Below are 18,396 nucleotides of genomic sequence, written 5' to 3' on the forward strand. Positions count from 1 at the left end.
GGCCTCCTCAGTGCTTGCCCGATCTGCTCCGGGAGTTGGTCACCAAGGTTTCATACAGTTGCGCGTAGGGTTCCACCGCCTTGCACCAGTTGAACGGCGCGGCCATCGCCCGGCAGCGCATGGCGTTGAGCAATGGAGGATAGGCGAAGACCTTGAAGGCCCGGCGCAGGGCTTCTTCGTAGCTTTCCACGGTGGATTCGTCGAAGAGGAAGCCGGTCACGCCGTTCTCGATGGTGTCGGCCAGGCCGCCGGTATTGCGTGCCACCGGCAACGAGCCGAAACGCTGGGCATACATCTGGCTCAGGCCGCAGGGTTCATAACGTGAAGGCATCAGCAGGAAATCGCTGCCGGCGAACATGCGCCGCGCATCGGTTTCATTGAAACCGATGCGTACGCCGATCTGGCCGGGGAAACGCAGGGCCAGCTGGCGCATGGCCTGTTCTTCTTCCGGTTCGCCACGACCGATGATTGCGATCTGGCCGCCGGCGCGGACGATAAACTCGCTGACCGCTTCGGTCAGGTCCAGGCCCTTCTGGTAGACCAGTCGCGACACCACGGCGAACAGCGGACCGCTGGAGGGTTCGAGGCCGAACAGCTGGCGCACATGAGCGGCATTGGCCGCCTTGCCGTCCCAGTCGCCGATATTGAACGGGCAGACCAGATGGCTGTCGGTGGCCGCATCCCAGCTTTCATCGATACCGTTGGGGATACCGCTGAGCAGGCCCTGATAGGTTTTACTGGCGAGGAAACCGTCGAGGCCGCAGCCGAACTCCGGGGTGGTGATTTCCTCGGCGTAGGTGGCGCTGACCGTGGTGATATGGCTGGAATAGGCCATGCCGGCCTTGAGGAACGACAGCTTGCCGTAGAACTCCATGCCTTCCTGTTGCAGGGCGTGGGGCGGGATCCCCAGTTCCGGGCAGCAGGCCAGGCTGACCACGCCCTGGTAGGCGAGGTTGTGGATGGTGAACAGCGTTGGCGTACGCTGGCCGCGCCAGTGCATGTAGGCCGGAGCCAGGCCGGCGGGCCAGTCGTGGGCGTGGACCAGGTCGGGGGTCCAGTGGATCTGCGCCAGGTTGGCGGCGATATCGGCGGCGGCCAGACCCAGGCGGGCAAAGCGGATATGGTTGTCCGGCCAGTCGCGGCCGTTGTTGGCACCGTAGGGCGTGCCTTCGCGCTCGAACAGTTCGGGGCAGATCAGCACGTAGATCACCAGACCGTCGGGCATGTCCATGCGGCCGATCCTGCAGGGTGGCAGGGCGGCATGACCCCCGAGCTCACCGACGATATGGATCGGGTTGTCGCTGTGCAGCACTTGCGGGTAGCCGGGAATCAGCACCCGGACATCATGCAGGTGGTGCATCGCCCGTGGCAGGGCGGCGGAGACGTCGCCCAGGCCGCCGGTCTTGACCAGGTCGGCGAATTCGGAGGTGACAAACAACACTTTCTTCTTGTTGGGGTTGACGGCTATTGCCGGTGACAACGGCTTCCCTCCGGTCAAGGGGGTCGACACGGGGACCGACTCGCTGGCCTGAATCAAACCTTCTCCCTGAATTTCCAACGCAGCGCTGATCATGTGCCTCTCCCGTTTTATTTGATCTGATCCATGCCTTTCATACAGCGTGCCGAAACCACGTCCTTTGGTCGGACACACCCATTCAGGGCAATTGGGCGAATAGCGCGCAATGCACCGGAACAAGAAAGGGTGGGAAGCGCCTGTGCCCATGACACCCGCAACAGACGCCTTACCTTTAACCTGACCGACCGCGGTTTCAGAAGTTTCGACTTTTTTTCGCCGAAATGACTGAGCGGTCAGTAGGCCCGAAAATCAGTGTAGGAGAGATGTTGCCCATGCGAAGGGCCTTGTTTAGACGACAAACTGAAAAAAATCGCCGGACGGATATATGGGCCGACGTTTGGAGATTTTTTCTGGAACGATCGTTCGTGATCGATCGCACTCGATTGGCGCAGGCGGATAGGGCGGGTGTTCGAGGAAGGGGCGCGGCAGGCGCAAAAAAAGTGCGTGGGCCCGGTGCAGTCGTGCCCGCGGGGATAACGGGCACGACTGCACAACGGTCTAGCCGAGCACGCGGATCGGCTTGTCGGCGGCCCAGGCCTGGATATCCTCGATCATCTGGCTGTAGAACATCCGGTAGTTGTTCTGGCTGACATAACCCACATGGGGCGTTGCCAGGACATTGTCCAGGGTGCGCAACGGGTGGTCGGTCGGCAGCGGCTCCTGTTCGAAGACGTCCAGGGCGGCACCGGCCAGCCGACCGTTTTCGAGCGCCGCGACCAGCGCCTGTTCGTCGACGATCGGCCCGCGCGCGGTATTGATCAGGTACGCGGAAGGCTTCATCCAGCCCAGCGCCTTTGCATCCACCAGGCCGCGGGAGCGATCGCTGAGTACCAGGTGCACGGACAGCAGGTCGGCCTGTTCGAACAGGGTCTGTTTACTGACGTATTCCACACCCGATTCGGCGGCGCGCTCAGGCGTGAGGTTTTCGCTCCAGGCGATCACCCGCATGCCGAATGCCTGGCCGTAGCGGGCGATTTTCTGACCGATGCTGCCCAGGCCGAGAATGCCCAGGGTCTTGCCATACAGGTCGTTGCCCAGGCCCTGTTGCCAGTTCCCGGCGCGCAGGGAGTTGGCTTCCTTGAGCAGATTGCGGCTCAAGGCCATGACCAGCGCCCAGGTCAGTTCCGGGGCGGCGTGCTTGTAGCTGTCGGTGCCGCAGACCTGGATGCCCAGGGCGGTGGCGGCCTTGATATCCAGGGCGGCATTGCGCATGCCGCCGGTCACCAGCAATTTCAGGCGCGGCAACTGCTGCAGCAGGGCTTCGTCGAAGGTGCTGCGTTCGCGCATCACACAGATCACGTCGAAGCCCGCCAGGCGCTCGGCCATGACCCCGTGGTCGGCCGGGTAGTCGTGGAGGAAGTGCACCTGGCCAACACCATCGAGCGCCGACCAGTCCACCACATCGCCGGCCACGCCTTGCCAGTCATCGATTACCGCAATCTGCAACGTCATTGCCTCTTTCCTCTTTTATTGTTTGGCGGCCAACCAGCCGAGCAGGGCCTTGTGGAAGCGGGCCGGCTCTTCCATCTGCGGCGCATGGCCCAGGCCGGGGAACTCCACCAGTGTCGAATGCGGGATCAGCTTCGCCACCTGCTTGCCGAGCACGTCATAGTGACCGATGCGGGCCTTGACCGCCGGCGGCGCGATATCGCTGCCGATCGCCGTGGTATCGGCAGTGCCGATCAGCAGCAGGGTGGGCATCTGCAGGTCCTTGAATTCGTAGTACACCGGCTGGGTGAAGATCATGTCGTAGATCAGCGCCGAGTTCCAGGCCACCGCGACGTGTCCGGGGCCCTTGTTCAGGCCGGCGAGCATATCGACCCAGCGGTCGAATTCAGGTTTCCAGTGGCCGGCGTAGTAGGTGCTGCGTTCGTAGTTGCGGATGCTCTCGGCGGTCAGTTTCAACTCGCGCTCGTTCCATTGGTCGACGGTACGGTAGGGCACGCCCAGGGCTTTCCAGTCTTCCAGGCCGATGGGGTTGACCAGCGCCAGGCGCTCGACCTGTTGCGGGTAGAGCAGGGCGTAGCGGGTGGCGAGCATGCCGCCGGTGGAATGGCCGAGCAACACGGCCCTGTGAATGCCGAGGTTCTCCAGCAGGGCGTGGGTATTGCTCGCCAGTTGCTGGAAGCTGTATTGGTAGTTGTCGGGCTTGCTGGAGGTGCAGAAGCCGATCTGGTCCGGGGCGATGACCCGGTAGCCGGCGGCGCTCAGGGCCTTGATCGACTCGTCCCAGGTGGCGCCGCAGAAGTTCTTGCCGTGCATCAGCACCACGCTCTGGCCATTGGCCGGCCCGCTGGGCTTGACGTCCATGTAGCCCATCTGCAGGGACTTGCCCTGGGACTGGAAGGCAAAGTGCTCAACCGGGTAGGGGTAGTCGAAGCCTTGCAACTCCGGGCCGTAGGCCGGGCCTTCGGCGGCATGGGACAGGACGGGCAGGGAGGCAGCGAGGAACAGGCTGCCAAGGACGAGGGAGCGTGAAGTGGACATGCGGGACCTCCAGGAGAATCTGCCCGATGCTGCTCAGGCGCGATTAACACTGGATTAAAACCCGCGTCCCCCAGTGCGCCTACCCTTGTGCCAGAGCCGCGCGTATTACCGCGCCGGGTAGTCGGCGATCACCTGGTCGGTGCCGTACTTGGTCAGGCCGATCACCTGGAAGGCGTCCTGGCGATCACCCGCTTCCATGCCGGGAGAGCCCATGGGCATGCCCGGTACGGCGATGCCCCGCAGGTCGGCGCGCTTGCTCAGGGCAACGATCTGCTCGGCCGGGACGTGGCCCTCGACGAATTTGCCGTCGATGACCGCGGTGTGACAGGAGGCGAGTCGTGGCGCGACGCCCAGGCGTTGTTTCACTGCGCTCATGTCCGTTTCGACATGGTCGTTGACCTTGAAGCCATTGGCCTCCAGATGGCTGATCCAGAGTTTGCAGCAACCGCAGTTGGCGTCGCGGTGCACGTCGATGGACAGCGGCTCGGCGGCCTGGACCAGGGTGCTGATGAACAGGGCCGACAGGGCGGCTAGGCGCAAGGGATTCTTCATGAGGGGCGTCCTGGGGAGCGAAGTGAGAGTTGGATATTCTCGCCGATAACGCTGTGCTGTCCGGCTTGCGAAACACTCGGAAACAGTCTTGCGGCGAATCGGCGGTGGCGACGACGGGCAGCCAGGGTGCGCCGTCGCCGCTGTCGGCAACCTGAGGGGCAGGTGACAAATTTGTCAGGCGAGGGTCTGTTGCGCGGTTTCCATGACGCGCTTGAGGTTCTCCATGGCCCGGGTCGAAAGGTCGATCATGCGGCCCTGCAGTCCGCTCAGGTTGAGTTCGGTGATGTATTGCAAGGTCCGGGTGAAGTGCGTGCCCCGTCCCTGGCGTCGCAACTGGTACTGGATGCAGCCGTCGACGACGGCGGAGGTGAAAGCGGTCTTGAAGGCATGGGGCGGGTCGGCGAGGACCACGCGATAATTCATGTCGACCCGCAGCCCCAACAGGTCGATGACCTCGGTGAAACGATGGTCCTTGGGCAGCGAGCCGCCCATACCGGTGTCGGCGCTGACGGAGGTCGGGTGCCACTCGTGCCAGCGATCCGGCTGGGTCACATAAGCGTAGACCACCGCGATATCGGCTTCTATATAGATCTCGTTACTGAGAGTCTTGGCATAAGTCTGGAAAGAGGGCTGTTCCATGTCGGCTCCTACTGCATTCCTTGTTTGGAGGGCGAAGCAGGAGTCAGCATAGGCGATGCGGGGGTATTCCACCCGTTTGGATGGCAATCAGTAGACGCCCCCGCGGCGGTCGCGGGGGAATCCATGGGGTACAGTCCTAACGGACCTTGAAGCGGCCCATCAGCACGCTGACGCGGTTGTTGGCTTCCAGCAGGCTGCGGGTGTTGGTGTCGGTGGCATGGCCGCTGTTCACCAGTTCCTCGACCATATGACGGATCTGCACCATGCTGCGGTTGATCTCCTCGGTCACCGCGCTCTGCTGCTCGGCGGCCGTGGCGATCTGGGTGCTCAGGCTGTTGATATGGCTGACGGATCCGGCCATTTCATCCAGCCCCGAGTTGACCCGTGCGGTGGCATCGGCGGCGGACTGGCAACTGGCCTGGGTGTTTTCCATGGCCGCCACCGAGGAACTGACGCCCTGGGTCAGGCGGGTCAGCATTTCATTGATTTCCGAGGTGCTGGCCTGGGTCCGGGCGGCGAGGGCGCGGACTTCATCGGCCACCACCGCGAAACCACGACCCTGTTCCCCGGCGCGTGCCGCTTCGATGGCCGCGTTCAGCGCCAGCAGGTTGGTCTGCCCGGCGATAGCGCCAATCACGCCGAGGATCTCGGTGATGCGCTGGGCATCCTGTTGCATGCTTTCGACCTTATGCGTGGCGCTGGCCACTTCATCGATCAGCGCGACCACGCTGCCGGACGCTTCGCCCACCACCACCCGCGAACGATCGGCGTGTTCACTGGCGCGCTGGGTGAAGGCGGCGGTTTGCGCCGCATTCTGCGCAACGGTCTCGGCGGTGCTGCTCATTTCGGTGATGGCGGTCACCGTCTGGTCGGTTTCCGAGGCATGGCGGGTGAGGATCTGGTTGGTGTGGGCCGAGGTCTGTTGCAGTTTTTCCAGGCTGCCGGCCATGTCGCCGGTGGCCTGGGTGACTTCGCCGATCATGTTCTGCAGGTAGACGATAAAGCGGTTTACCGAGTGGCCGATGGCACCCAGTTCGTCTTCGGCGCGGATGGTGATGCGCCGGGTCAGGTCGGCATCGCCGCTGGACAGGGCATCGATATTGGCCTTGAGCGCCTGCATGCGTTGCACCAGCTTGCGGATGGCGTAGATCTGCAGCAGCACCAGCAGCAGGATCATCGGTATCTGCAGCAGGCTCAGGGTCTTGAGCACGTCATCGCGTTGGGCGGTGATCGACTGGGTCGGCAGCGAGGTAGCGAGAAACCACGGCGAACCTTCGATGGGGCGCATGAAGAAGGTGCTGGCGATGCCCTCGTTATCGAACTCGACCCGGCGCCGGCCGTTGTCGCGCTCCTGCAGGCCGGCCTTGACCTGGGCGGCGAAGGGCGAGTTGCCCGCCAGGTCATTGATGTTCTTCAGGACCACCGGGCTGTTGATATGGGTGCTGTTGCTGATGATCTTGCCGTCGGCCTCGACGATCAGCATCTCTGCGCCGAGGTCTTTTTCCTTGCGCGCGACCAGGTCATTGAAGAAGCCCAGGGTCACGTCGATGGTCGATACGCCGTAAGGCACGCCATTGCGCTGGATCGCCATGGCACAGTTGGTGCGCGGCTCCTGGCTGGCATCGTCCTTGTAGGCTGCCGCCCAGGCGCACTGGCCGCGTGGGGTGGCCATGCCGCCCTTGTACCAGGGCTGGTCGTAATAGTTCGGGGCTTCGGCGCTGTTCCAGAAGGTGTTGACCTTCAACTGGCCGTTGGCATCGCGGTGCCAGAAGGTGCTGTGCTTGTTCTGTCCCGGCGTGCGCTGGCCGGGCAGGGGCCAGATGCCGCCGCCGAAGACCTTCAGCTCGCCGTACTGATCCACCAGGCCCGGCAGGACCTTGTCGATGGCGTCGCTGTCGAGCAGCGGGATGGTCTGGGTGATGCTGCGCTGCTGGGCCTGGACCTTGTTCAGTTCGCCCTGGATCTGTTCCGCCACTTCGGCAATTCGGTTGAGTGCCACCTGTTCCTCGGTGTGCCGCAGTTTCGGCGCGACCAGTTGGCTGATGCCGACGACGGTCAGCACGAACAGCAGCAGGATGAACAGGACCAGAAACAGCGTGTAGCGAGCTTGGATCGTACGGAACATGGGCATGGGACCTGTCCTTGCAAAGCGGCTTTTATTGTTCGGGAGCTTTTCAGGGCTTCGACAGGTTATCGGCTTTATCGGATCGGTCTTTAGGTACGGTCGTACAAGAAGTTCGGAATGCTCTGGGACGGGAGCTACGGCCGGGTCCGGGTGGATGGCCATGTGAATGTAATGAAATGTAGATAAATTGTAACTGAATTGGAATATCGGTTGTCCGTCAGATCGATCTGACTAGAATCCGGGGTTCTTATACCTATCGTTCAGGGATGTTTCCTATGACTGCCTCATCAGCAAGTCACCAGCAGGGTCAGATTTTTATCCACCTCAGCCAGGGAGTGCGCTCATGAGCATGGGAACGGTAGGGTCGTGGGCCACCGCGGCGGGCCTGAAAATTTTCGTCAAGGATGCCACGCCGGCGGCAAAGTCCAAGATCCAGAGCGACAAGGCCAAGCAGCTTTTGCGCACGATTGGCAAGGATCCGTTGGCGATTGACACCATCAAGATGGCCAGTGCCAAGCTGCGGCCGAAGTTCAAGGACTTCAACCCGGAACAGGTGACGCCTTCGCAACTGGGCAAGATCAGTACGTTCCTGAAGGATAACGGTTTGATCGATACGTTCACGGCGAGCCTGATGCTCAATGCCGGCGAAGAGTTCGACAAGTTCGGGATCCAGAAAAAACCGGACGACAAGTTCAACGCCCTGGAGTATTTCGCGACCCAGATCAACACCATCCAGGAGCGCAGCCTGAAGAAGGACGTGTACTCCAACTACATGGTTCCAGCCTACAAGAAGGCCATCAACGTCCTGCAGAACCTGCAGCAGTTCGGCAGCACTGGTGCTGCGGTGACGGTCAACACCAAGGCCTGACAGGGCTTTTGCCAGCACCCGTTTCTGATTGGAACGGGTGTTTCGCGGTCATCGAACCGCTATCTTTCTGTGTTTCGCATAACCTCTCCCGCCTGATCGATACCCACTTCATTTCCGACTCCCCGGCTTTTCCGGGACGGCTCAGATGCGCGTGTCGTATGGCGAAACTGACGACATGGGTTGTTTAAATGTAACCAAATGTAATATTGTGTAGGTAAATTATAGGTCAATTGAAATATAAGCCGTTGCCAGGCTGGTCTGATCAGAACGCCGGGCTCCTCAATCTATCTTCAGGGATGTTGTCCATGGTCGTCTTACACGCATGTCAGCAGCATGGTCGGATTTTCACGCGCCTGAACCGGGGAGGCCGCTCATGAGTATGGGAACGGTGGGCGCCTGGGCCACGGCAGCTGGGCTGAGAATCTTCGTTCAGGATGCTGCCAGTCCAGCACAAAAATCGACGATCCAGAGTGACAAGGCAAAGCAGTTGTTACAGACGATCGGCAAAGACCCGCTGGCGCTCGACACCGGGAAAATGGCCAAGGCCAAGTTGCGGCCCAAATTCAAGGATTTCGATCCGCAAAAAGTCAGCCCTGCCCAACTGGGCAAGATCAGTACCTTCCTCAAGGATAACGGCTTGATCGATACCTTCACGGCGAGCCTTATGCTCAATGCCGGTGAGGATTTCGACAAGTTCGGCACCCAGAGCAAGCCGGACGACAACTTCAATGCCCTGGAGTATTTCGCCACCCAGATCGATACCATCCAGGATCGCGACCTGAAGAACGACCAGTACTCCAACTACATGGTCCCGGCCTACAAGAAAGCCATCAACGTCCTGCAGAACCTGCAGCAGTTCGGCAGCACCGGCGCTGCCGTGACGGTCAATACCAGGGCCTGACCCGCTTGCCAGAAGGCCTCCGTTCTGGTCGGAACGGGGGCTTTTTCGCGTCTGTATCCGGTCTGAAATAAACAGCTACATTTGTTGACGCCATAGAGTCGTCTCTCTACCATCGCGCCACTATTTTGATATCAGCTGTATTTCGAGGGATCGATCATGTCTCCACTCGCCTTCGGGACGAGGTTGTGCGCTGCGCTGCTGTGTGTTTCTGCCCTGAATACCGCCCATGCTGCCGATAACCCCGGTGTCACCGACCTGATCCGCGATCGCCAGGATCGCCTCCTCGAAGAACAGCGCCGCCGCCTCGAAGAACTCAAGGACCTGCCCGGCAAGGCCGCGGCCCCCGTGGCGCCGACGACTCCGGTCGACACCCGCTGCTTCCCGATCAAGACCATCGAGCTCAAGGGCGCCGACTCGCTGTCCGAGGGCGAGCGCGAGCGTCTGCTCAAGCCGTATATCGGCCAGTGCCTGGGTGTGCCGCAGCTCAATGAGCTGCTCAAGGTCATCACCGACCGCTACATCGAGAAAGGCCTGGTCACCAGCCGTGCCTATCTGCCGCAGCAGGACCTGTCCAGCGGCAACCTCAAGGTGCTGGTGGTCGAAGGTCGGCTCGAAGGCTTGAAGGGGGACGAGGGCAGCGGTATTTCCGACCGCCAGTTGGCAATGACTTTTCCCGGCAAGCCGGGCGATCTGCTGAACCTGCGGGAAATCGAGCAGATGGTCGACCAGTTGAATCGCCTGCCGTCGAACCAGGCGCAGATGGAACTGGCCCCGGGCAAGGAAGTCGGCGGCAGCGAGGTGCTGGTCAAGAACAACCCGCAGAAACCCTGGCGGGTCGGACTGGCCCGGCACAACGATGGCCAGCGCAGCACCGGTGAGCAGCAGTGGGGCACCAGCCTTGACTGGGACAACCCCCTGGGGTTGGCCGACCAGCTGTCCCTGCGTGGCGGCCATGATGCCCTCAGCGATCACCAGAAAACCTCGCGTAACGCGATGCTGTATTACAACCTGCCGTTCGGCTGGTGGAACCTCAGCTACACCTACAGCGAAAGCGAATACCGTTCGCTGGCCAAGGCCAGCGGTTTCGACTTCAAGCAGACCGGCGACAGCCAGAACCACCAGTTGAAACTGGAACGGGTCATCTACCGCGATGCCCTGAGCAAGACCTCGCTCAATACCGGCGTGTCCTACCTGCGCACCAACAACTTCATCGAAGACAGCAAGCTGGACGTCAGCAGCAACCGCATCAGCGAAGCCCAGTTCGGCATCAACCATGGCCGGCGGATCGGCGGGGCGTTCGTCAACGTCGACCTCGGCATGCAGGACGGCATCGGTGCGTTCGATGCCCAGGGCAACCACGACCCGAAACCGGGCCAGGCCGATGCCCGCTACCGCAAGTACACCGCGACGCTGAGCTACCTGCAGCCGTTCAAGCTGTGGGGCGAGTCCTTCAGCTTCAGCAGCCTGATGACCGGCCAGCGCAGCGAAGACGTGCTGTTCAGCTCACAGCGCATGAGCCTGGGCGGGCAGTCGTCGATTCGCGGCTACAAGGACCAGACCCTGTCCGGCGACAGCGGCGGTTACTGGCGCAATGACCTGCGCTGGACCCGTCCGGTGACCTGGGACTGGATGCGTCCGGTGTTCGCCGAGTACGGCACCAGCCTCGGCTACGACCAGGGCGTGATCCGTCGCGACCGCTACAACGCCGAGCAGCACGGGCGCATGACCAGCGACTCGCTGGAACTGTTTGCCCGCGGGCAACACGTGGCGGCCACCGTGACCTTTGCCCATTCCCTGGAAAGACCGGGGCCGATCACCGAGCGTGAAGCGCCGATCTACTTCCGCCTGGATTTCTTCCTTTAATTTTCCGTTGTATCTGATTCGAGACTTTTTGACATGGACGTTCGCCAGTTCGCCTTCCTTGCGCGCCAACCTTCTGCTGTCCTGAAAAACCGCGAGCACTTCCTGGGGTTGCCCAAGCGCGGACTGGCGTTCCTGTTGGCGAACGTCATGTTCTGGCAACCGCTCTGGGCCCAGGCGGATGGGATCGTGGTCAGCGCGCCGGGCACCACGCTCGGCCAGGCGGGCAACGGCGTCCCCATCGTCAACATCGCCGCGCCGAATGCCAACGGGTTGTCCCACAACCAGTTCAAGGACTACAACGTCGGAGCGAATGGGCTCATCCTCAACAACTCGACGAATCGTACCCAGTCCACGCAACTGGGCGGGATCATTCTCGGTAACCCGAACTTCAATGGCGCCGCCGCCAACGTCATTCTCAATGAGGTGAATGGCGGCAGTCCGAGCCAGTTGCGCGGTTATACCGAAGTGGCGGGGCAGTCGGCGCATGTGATCGTCGCCAACCCCTATGGCATCAGCTGTAACGGCTGCGGCTTTATCAATACGCCGCGAGTCACCCTCAGTACCGGCAAGGCCGTGATCGAAAACGGCAAGGTCGATCATTTCCAGGTGGACGGCGGTTCCATCAGTATCGAGGGAGCCGGGTTCAAGGCCGCAGGTGTCGATCAGTTCGACCTGATTACCCGCAGCGCCAGGATCAATGCCGAGCTTTATGCGAAAAAGCTCAATGTCATTACCGGTCGCAACGACGTCAAGGTCGATGATCTTTCAGTGGTCGCGCGGGCCGACGACGGTAGCCTGGTGCCCGAACTGGCCATCGACAGTTCGGCCCTGGGCGGGATGTACGCCGGTGCAATTCGCCTGGTAGGCACTGAAAAAGGCGTTGGCGTGCGGTTGGCCGGCGATATGGCGACCAGTGCGGGCGATATCCAGATCGACGCCAATGGCAAGTTGACGATGGCCCAGGCCATCTCCAGTGAGGCCATCAAGGTCAAGGCCGATAGTCTGGAGGCCAATGGTCCCGTGTATGCCGGCGGCAGTCTCGACATCAAGACCCGCGGTGATCTCGACACTCATAAAAGCCTGGCGGCCCACGATGGCATTCGCCTGGAAAGTGGCGGCCAACTGAGCAACACCGGCAGCATCGACGCAGGTGTCAACCAGGACAGCAGCCGTAACGCCGAGGGCGATGTCTCGTTGCTCGGCAAGTCTGTGCGGAACACCGGCAGTGTGGTTGCCAGCCGGAAAATCGAGGTCAAGGCCGATCAGACCCTGGACAATCGCAATAGCCAACTGGTGGCTGCCGATGTCGAGGTCGGCGCTGCCCGGATCGACAACCGCAATGGCCTGATCAGCGCCAATAGCGGTGCTGCCCGGGTACATGCCGAAGAGCAACTGGATAATAGCGATGGCAAGGTGCTGGTCGGTACCGACCTGGTGCTGAGCGGTGGCGAGATCATCAACCGCAACGGCGCACTGATCGCCAATACCCTGACCGCCGATATCCTCAGTCTCGACAACAGCCTCAAAGGGCGGGTCAGCGCCGAGGCCGGCAAGCTCAAGATCAATGCCCGGCAAGACCTGAACAATCATGGCGGCCGCCTGCAGTCCACCACCGGCGCGATTGAAGTCGTGGCCGCGAATCTCGACAATCGCGAAGGCATCGTGGTCGGCGAACAACTGCAGATCACCGCCGACAAGGGCAGGATCGACAACCGCAATGGTCAGGTACTGGCCCGCAAGATCGAACTGCTGGCCGCCGAGATCGATAACCGCGAGCAGGGCAAGATACTTGCCGGCAGCGAAGGATTGCAGTTGGTGGCCGACCGGGTCCTGAACCAGCAGGGTACGGTGCTGGCCGAGGGCAGCCCGCTTTCATTGCTGCTGAACAAGGGCGTGCTGAGCAACCAGGGCGGCACCCTCAAGGGCGCGGATATCAAGATCACCGCCGGTGACCTCGACAACAGCGCACTGAACGGGCAGTTGGGTTTGATTACCAGCCTCAAGGGCAATCTCGAGCTGACCGTGGATCGGGTGATCAACCGGGGCGGCCTGGTGGAGTCCGCCGGTAACCTGGCAATCGATGGCGACAGTCTCGACAACAGCGGCGGTCAACTGCGCGCGCTCAAGGGGGATGCCAGCCATATCGCGCTCAAGGGTAACCTGAACAACCAGGGTGGCGCCATTGTCGTGGGCGGTAATGCCTTCGGTCTCGACGCCGCCCTGTTGAACAATACCGGGGGCCGGATCGAGCACGCCGCCCAAGGGTTGTTCAGCCTCGCGCTCGTCAGTCTGCAGGGCAGCCAGGGACACGTGACCGGATTGGGCAGCGGCGACTGGAAAATCGGTGCTGTGCAGGGGGTCGGCAGCTGGCAGCTCAACAATGGCCTGAGCTATACCAGCGGCCAGGCACTCGCGCTCGCCGCCGGCGAGCGTATCGCCAGTGCCGGGGCACTGAAGTTCGACGTGGCGAGCCTGGACAACGCCGGCCAGTTGGTCAGCGACGGCGACGTGACCCTCAAGTTGGCGGGTGACCTGACTAACAGCGGTGTGATCTCGTCCCTCAAGACCCTGGATATCAGCGCCGTCAACCTGACCCAGAACAACGGCCGCCTGGCGAGCGCTGGCGACACCCGTCTCACGCTGCAAGGCACCCTGGAAAACCTCGGGCGGCTGGTGGCCGACCAGGCATTGGCGATCGAGGCCGCGCGGATCAACAACCACGGCACGTTGGGCGCGCTCAAGGCGGTCAAGCTGACGGCGGCCAATGGTGTCTACAACGACAAGGACAGCCTGCTGTTCAGCGGTGCCGACCTCAGTGTGCGCGGCGACAGCCTTAGCAACTTCTACGGCGATATCTACAGCAAGGGCGATCTCAGTTTTGCCGCCCTGGACGACAGCAAGGCGCGACTGTTCAGCAACCTCTCCGGCACTGTCGAAAGCGAAGGCAATCTCGACCTCAAGGCCATGGAGCTGATCAACGCCAAGGCCGAGTTCGAGATGAGCAAGGGCGGGGCCATCTCCGGCAGTCTCTCCTGGGTCTGCGGCCAGCATTGTGGCGGCCATGACTCGTTCAAGCGTGGCACGATCACCATCACCAAGGTCTTCAACGAACAGGCCATCAAGGACTCCGCGGCCTCGCGGCTGGTGGCCGGCAAGAATTTCACGGCCCAGGCGGATCGGATCGAAAATCGCTACAGCCTGATGGCGGCCAACGGCGACCTGAGCTTGACGGCGGGCAGCTTGCTCAACCAGGGGGCGGTGTCGCGGTCGGGCTACAACGTTATTCAGATAGGGACACCCGGCAGGATCGATACCGATTACTGGGACCAGATGGAATCCAGCGACGTCCCGGCGTTCAATGCCGCCGTTGCCGCCGGCCGTTTCGATGAGGCTCGTTTCAACGAACTGATCAGTCGTTCCGCCGACGATCGTTTCAGCCTGATGAGCGACGTCACCACCTGGAGTTCTGATGGCAGCACGGTATATGCCGCGACCATCCAGGCCGGTGGCAAGGTCAGCCTGAACGTTACCCAGAACATCCAGAACGGCAGCCTGGTGGACAACACCCTGGCGCAGTTGACCGGCTCCATGGGCGATAACCAGCTGGGCGCGCGGGTCGGTGGCATCGATATCGCGGTCAACCCGAGCAGCCCGCCGGCCCAGGCACCGAAAGACGTGACGCGGGTCGAGCATATCGCCGCCGACGGCAGTGTTGAAGTCAGCTTCGTGCCGGCGGATTTCAGCGGCTCGCCGTTCGTCTCCGTCGATCCCACGGCCCTGCCGACGTTCCGCCTGCCCCAGGGCGACTACGGCATGTTTACCCAGAGCCGCAACCCTCAGGGCCAGTACCTGATCGAGACCAACCCGCAGTTGACCAACCTGAAGAGCTTCTTCAGTTCGGACTACATGCTCGGACAATTGGGCTATGACAATCAACAGGCCTGGCGCCGACTCGGCGACGGTGGTTATGAAACCCGCCTGGTCAGCGATGCGGTCTTTGCCCAGACCGGCCAGCGCTTCCTGGCCAATGGCCTGACCAGCGACTACGACCAGTTCCGCTACCTGATGGACAACGCCATCGCCTCGAAGGATCAGCTCAATCTGACCGTTGGTGTCGGCCTGACTTCGTCCCAGGTCGCGTCATTGACCCACGACATCGTCTGGATGGAAGAGCGCGAAGTACAGGGCGAAAAAGTCCTGGTGCCGGTGCTTTACCTGGCGAAGGTAGACTCTCGTGACATTCGTGGCGGCAGCCTGGTCCAGGGGCGTGATGTCAGCCTGATCGCCGGGAACAACCTGGTCAGCGTCGGCACCTTGCGGGCCAGCAACGACCTCAGTGTGATCGCCGGTGAAAGCATCTACAACGGAGGTCTGGCTGAAGCGGGTCAACATATCTCGATGATGGCCCAGGACAGCATTCGCAATGCCCTGTCCGGTGATATCCGTGGCAACCAGGTCAGCCTGACGGCGCTGACGGGCGACATCGTCAATGACCGCACGGCCATTCTGGTGGGGGACGGCGCCGGTTATCGCACGGTGCTCGATGACGGCGGCCACATCGCCGCGACGGGGAGCCTGAGCATGATTGCCGGGCAGGATCTGACCAACAAGAGTCAGATCGGCAGCGCCGGCGATGCCCGTCTGAAGGCGGGTCGTGACATCAATCTGTTGTCGGTTGCCGACAGCAGCGAAACCCATGTCATCAAGAACGGCGGGCACAAGAACACCGTGACCACCGAGGTCAAGAACCTTGGTTCCGGGGTGAGTGCCCAGGGCGACCTGCTCCTGGAGGCCGGGCGCGATATCAACGCCGTCGCCAGTACCGCCAAGGCCGGTAAAGACCTTGAGGTCAGCGCCGCCGGGGACATCCTGCTGACCTCGGCGGAAGATGAAAACAGCGTCGAGACCCACACCAAGAAGGGCAAGAAACGCATCGAGGAGGTCGACAGCCATACCCGCCAGGTGGCGAGCGAGTTCAGTGCCGGGGGCAACCTGACGGCGGTTGCCAAGCATGATGTGACAATAGTTTCCAGCAACCTGAAGTCCGGCGGGGATCTTGAGGTGACTGCGGGGAACGACCTGCAGTTGCTGGCGAAGCAGAACAACGACCATACCCTTTACGACATGAAGGAGAAGGGCGGCTTCGGCAATCTCAAGCTCAAGCGCGACGAAGTGACCCAGGTCACCCATGTCGGCAGCCAGATCCAGTCGGGCGGTGACCTGACGCTCAAGAGCGGCGGTGACCAGCGTTATCAGGTGGCGAACCTGGAGAGCGGCAAGGACCTGACGCTGGACAGCGGCGGGGCGATTGTCTTCGAGGGCGTGAAGGACCTGCATGACGAGAGCCATACCAAGACCAATAACAATTCCTTCTGGAACTCCGCGAAAGGCAAGGGCAATACCGACGAGAGCCTGCGCCAGAGCCAGTTGACCGCTGCCGGCAAGATCACCATCAAGGCTGTCGAAGGCCTGAAGATCGATATCAAGCAGGTCGACCAGCAATCGGTGAGCCAGACCATCGACGCGATGGTCAAGGCCGATCCCAAGCTGGCCTGGCTCAAGGATGCCGAGCAGCGCGGCGATGTCGATTGGCGGCAGGTGAAGGAAATTCATGAATCCTTCAAGTACAACACGTCGGGGCTGGGGCCGGCATCGCAGCTGATCATCGCGATCATCATGGCGGCGGTTGTCGGGCCTGCTGTGCTGACCGCCATGGGTACTGGCGCACCATTGTTGTCGGCAGGGGTCGCGGCCGTATCCACTGGCGCCGCGACCAACGCGACGACCAGCTTTATCAACAACGGCGGAAACCTGGGGGCGGTATTCAAGGACGTGACGTCCTCGGATGCGATGAAAGGCTATGCCGTGTCATTCGCTACCGCGGGGGTGACACAAGGCCTTGGCTACAGTCCTGACAAGCTGGGTTTCAACCTGCAGAGTGCGCAGACCGTTGCACTGAAGGTGACGGCGGATGCCGTGATCAAGACGGCTGTTTATGGCGGTAGTTTCAAGGACAACCTTGCTAGTTCCGCGAAGGGCGCGGCGATCAGTATTGGCGGTGCAGTCGGCGCCGGGAAAATCGGCGACCTGGGGCTGGATGAAGGAAGTCTGGAGAAGATTCTCCTGCACGCGGGCCTGGGCGGGTTACTGTCGAAGGCTATGGGAGGCGATTTCAAGACAGGTGCTATTGCAGGCGGTGCCAATGAGCTTTTGCTTGGGGCGTTCGGCGATAAGTTGATGCCCAAGAACTTGATACCCGGCTCGACTGAATACATAAGAGCCGAGGCGAACTTGACGGCACTTACACAGATTGCCGGGGTGCTGGGAGCTGTGGCTTCGGGAGGAAATGCTGGTGTAGCAGCTTCAGTCGCAGAGAACGCAACGCAATATAATTTTTTGAACCATAGGGATGTTCAGGAACTGTCCGAGAAAGCGAAAAGATGCCAGGCTGAAGGAACCTGTGATGCCCTGCAGGCGGAGGCTAATGCTCGAGATGCTGCTAATCGTAAGCGGCTCATGGAGTGCCAGGCGACGAACACTTGTGCCGAAGTTCGTGCGGAAATAGATGCTGGTTCGAAGGCCGTAGACGACTTGGTCGCTGTACTTCCGGAAGGAAAAGCTGCGGACATTCTGGGGAAATTTACCGGGATCGGTGGTGGCAATACTCGTGACTGGACCACGGCCGGCCAACTGCACATTGAAAAAGTTGCACAGATGTTTATAAATTGGGATCCCGGTTGGGCTCCTGCCTTCGGTCAATGGTTGGATCAATCAGGATTTAATCCGTTTTCATTTAACGCCCCAGGTCTGTCGGCAACCGTTGTTCCCGGAGGAGCCAAGGGGACGTCTTCTACTTCAGCGAGTAGCGGGTATGTTGATGTTCTACCTGGAAATCCCGGTCGGCCCCGTGATGAGCCGCCGCCTGCTTCCTCATCGCTTTCCCGTGAAGGAATGCGCGAGTTTTTGGCGGCAGAGGCGGCTATTCCTAGAAATATAGTTGAGGTACCTTGGAGTGTCTGGGGAAGCTCTGTGGATAATCTCAAAATGTCATTTACCATGGATGGCGCAATGACAGCTCCCTCGGTGCGAGGAAGCTCCTCCGGGAATGCTCAGGTATTTGATGTGATAGGAAGTGCGACAGGTATTGTCAAGGTTCAATACAGTCCGTCAACTGTTGGTAAGGAAGTCCGTTCGGATCATGTTGGTGAGTATTATAAGATTACTTACAAGGATGGTAGCAAGGTGAAGGTTGTAGATCCTTATGAGTATAGGCCTACCTTCAAGAATGGAGAGCCTATTTATGATAAAAATACTATCTATTATAATCCGCAGGGAAAGAAAGTGGTGTTCGAATCCTCTAAAAACTTGTGGGTTCCGGAGTGACC

9 protein-coding genes and 2 pseudogenes are annotated in these 18,396 nt (G+C 60.9%); 4 read left to right on the forward strand and 7 right to left on the reverse strand.

Annotation, left to right across the window (positions count from 1 at the left end):
• Positions 1–7: 7 nt before the first annotated feature.
• The 7 genes and pseudogenes from glgA to HX851_RS45465 all read right to left on the reverse strand — a co-directional run.
• Complete coding sequence (glgA, locus tag HX851_RS15675) at positions 8–1,573, reverse strand: glycogen synthase GlgA (RefSeq protein WP_177060759.1); 1,566 nt, start codon at positions 1,571–1,573, stop codon at positions 8–10.
• Between the two features lie 501 nt (positions 1,574–2,074).
• Entirely contained in the window at positions 2,075–3,028 is a 954-nt protein-coding gene (locus HX851_RS15680; protein ID WP_177065813.1) for a D-2-hydroxyacid dehydrogenase family protein, read from the reverse strand.
• 15 nt (positions 3,029–3,043) lie between these two features.
• A complete protein-coding gene (locus HX851_RS15685) occupies positions 3,044–4,063 on the reverse strand; it encodes an alpha/beta fold hydrolase (RefSeq protein WP_177060755.1) in 1,020 nt (339 codons plus the stop codon).
• Between the two features lie 105 nt (positions 4,064–4,168).
• Positions 4,169–4,615: a DUF411 domain-containing protein gene (locus tag HX851_RS15690; RefSeq protein WP_177060753.1), complete on the reverse strand. Its 447-nt coding sequence runs from the start codon at positions 4,613–4,615 to the stop codon at positions 4,169–4,171.
• 174 nt (positions 4,616–4,789) lie between these two features.
• Positions 4,790–5,254, reverse strand: a complete 465-nt coding sequence (locus tag HX851_RS15695; RefSeq protein ID WP_177060751.1) for an SRPBCC family protein — start codon at positions 5,252–5,254, stop codon at positions 4,790–4,792.
• A 136-nt stretch (positions 5,255–5,390) separates the two neighbouring features.
• A pseudogene (locus HX851_RS45460) lies at positions 5,391–5,918 on the reverse strand (methyl-accepting chemotaxis protein); the annotation flags it as partial.
• Between the two features lie 333 nt (positions 5,919–6,251).
• Positions 6,252–7,541 (reverse strand): annotated as a pseudogene (locus tag HX851_RS45465) (cache domain-containing protein); the annotation flags it as partial.
• 181 nt (positions 7,542–7,722) lie between these two features.
• Here HX851_RS45465 and HX851_RS15705 point away from each other — a divergent pair.
• The 4 genes from HX851_RS15705 to HX851_RS15720 all read left to right on the forward strand — a co-directional run bounded on the left by HX851_RS15705 (position 7,723) and on the right by HX851_RS15720 (position 18,394).
• Complete coding sequence (locus HX851_RS15705; protein WP_177065809.1) at positions 7,723–8,247, forward strand: hypothetical protein; 525 nt, start codon at positions 7,723–7,725, stop codon at positions 8,245–8,247.
• A gap of 373 nt (positions 8,248–8,620) precedes the next feature.
• Positions 8,621–9,148, forward strand: coding sequence for a hypothetical protein (locus tag HX851_RS15710; protein WP_177065807.1), 528 nt, complete (start codon positions 8,621–8,623; stop codon positions 9,146–9,148).
• A 156-nt stretch (positions 9,149–9,304) separates the two neighbouring features.
• A complete protein-coding gene (locus tag HX851_RS15715) occupies positions 9,305–11,011 on the forward strand; it encodes a ShlB/FhaC/HecB family hemolysin secretion/activation protein (RefSeq protein ID WP_177065805.1) in 1,707 nt (568 codons plus the stop codon).
• Positions 11,012–11,044: 33 nt separating this feature from the next.
• A complete protein-coding gene (locus HX851_RS15720) occupies positions 11,045–18,394 on the forward strand; it encodes a two-partner secretion domain-containing protein (protein WP_177065803.1) in 7,350 nt (2,449 codons plus the stop codon).
• The last annotated feature ends 2 nt before the right edge of the window (positions 18,395–18,396 follow it).

The sequence above is a fragment of the Pseudomonas gingeri genome (assembly GCF_013385635.1).
In the GTDB taxonomy this organism is placed as follows: Bacteria; Pseudomonadota; Gammaproteobacteria; order Pseudomonadales; family Pseudomonadaceae; genus Aquipseudomonas; species Aquipseudomonas gingeri_A.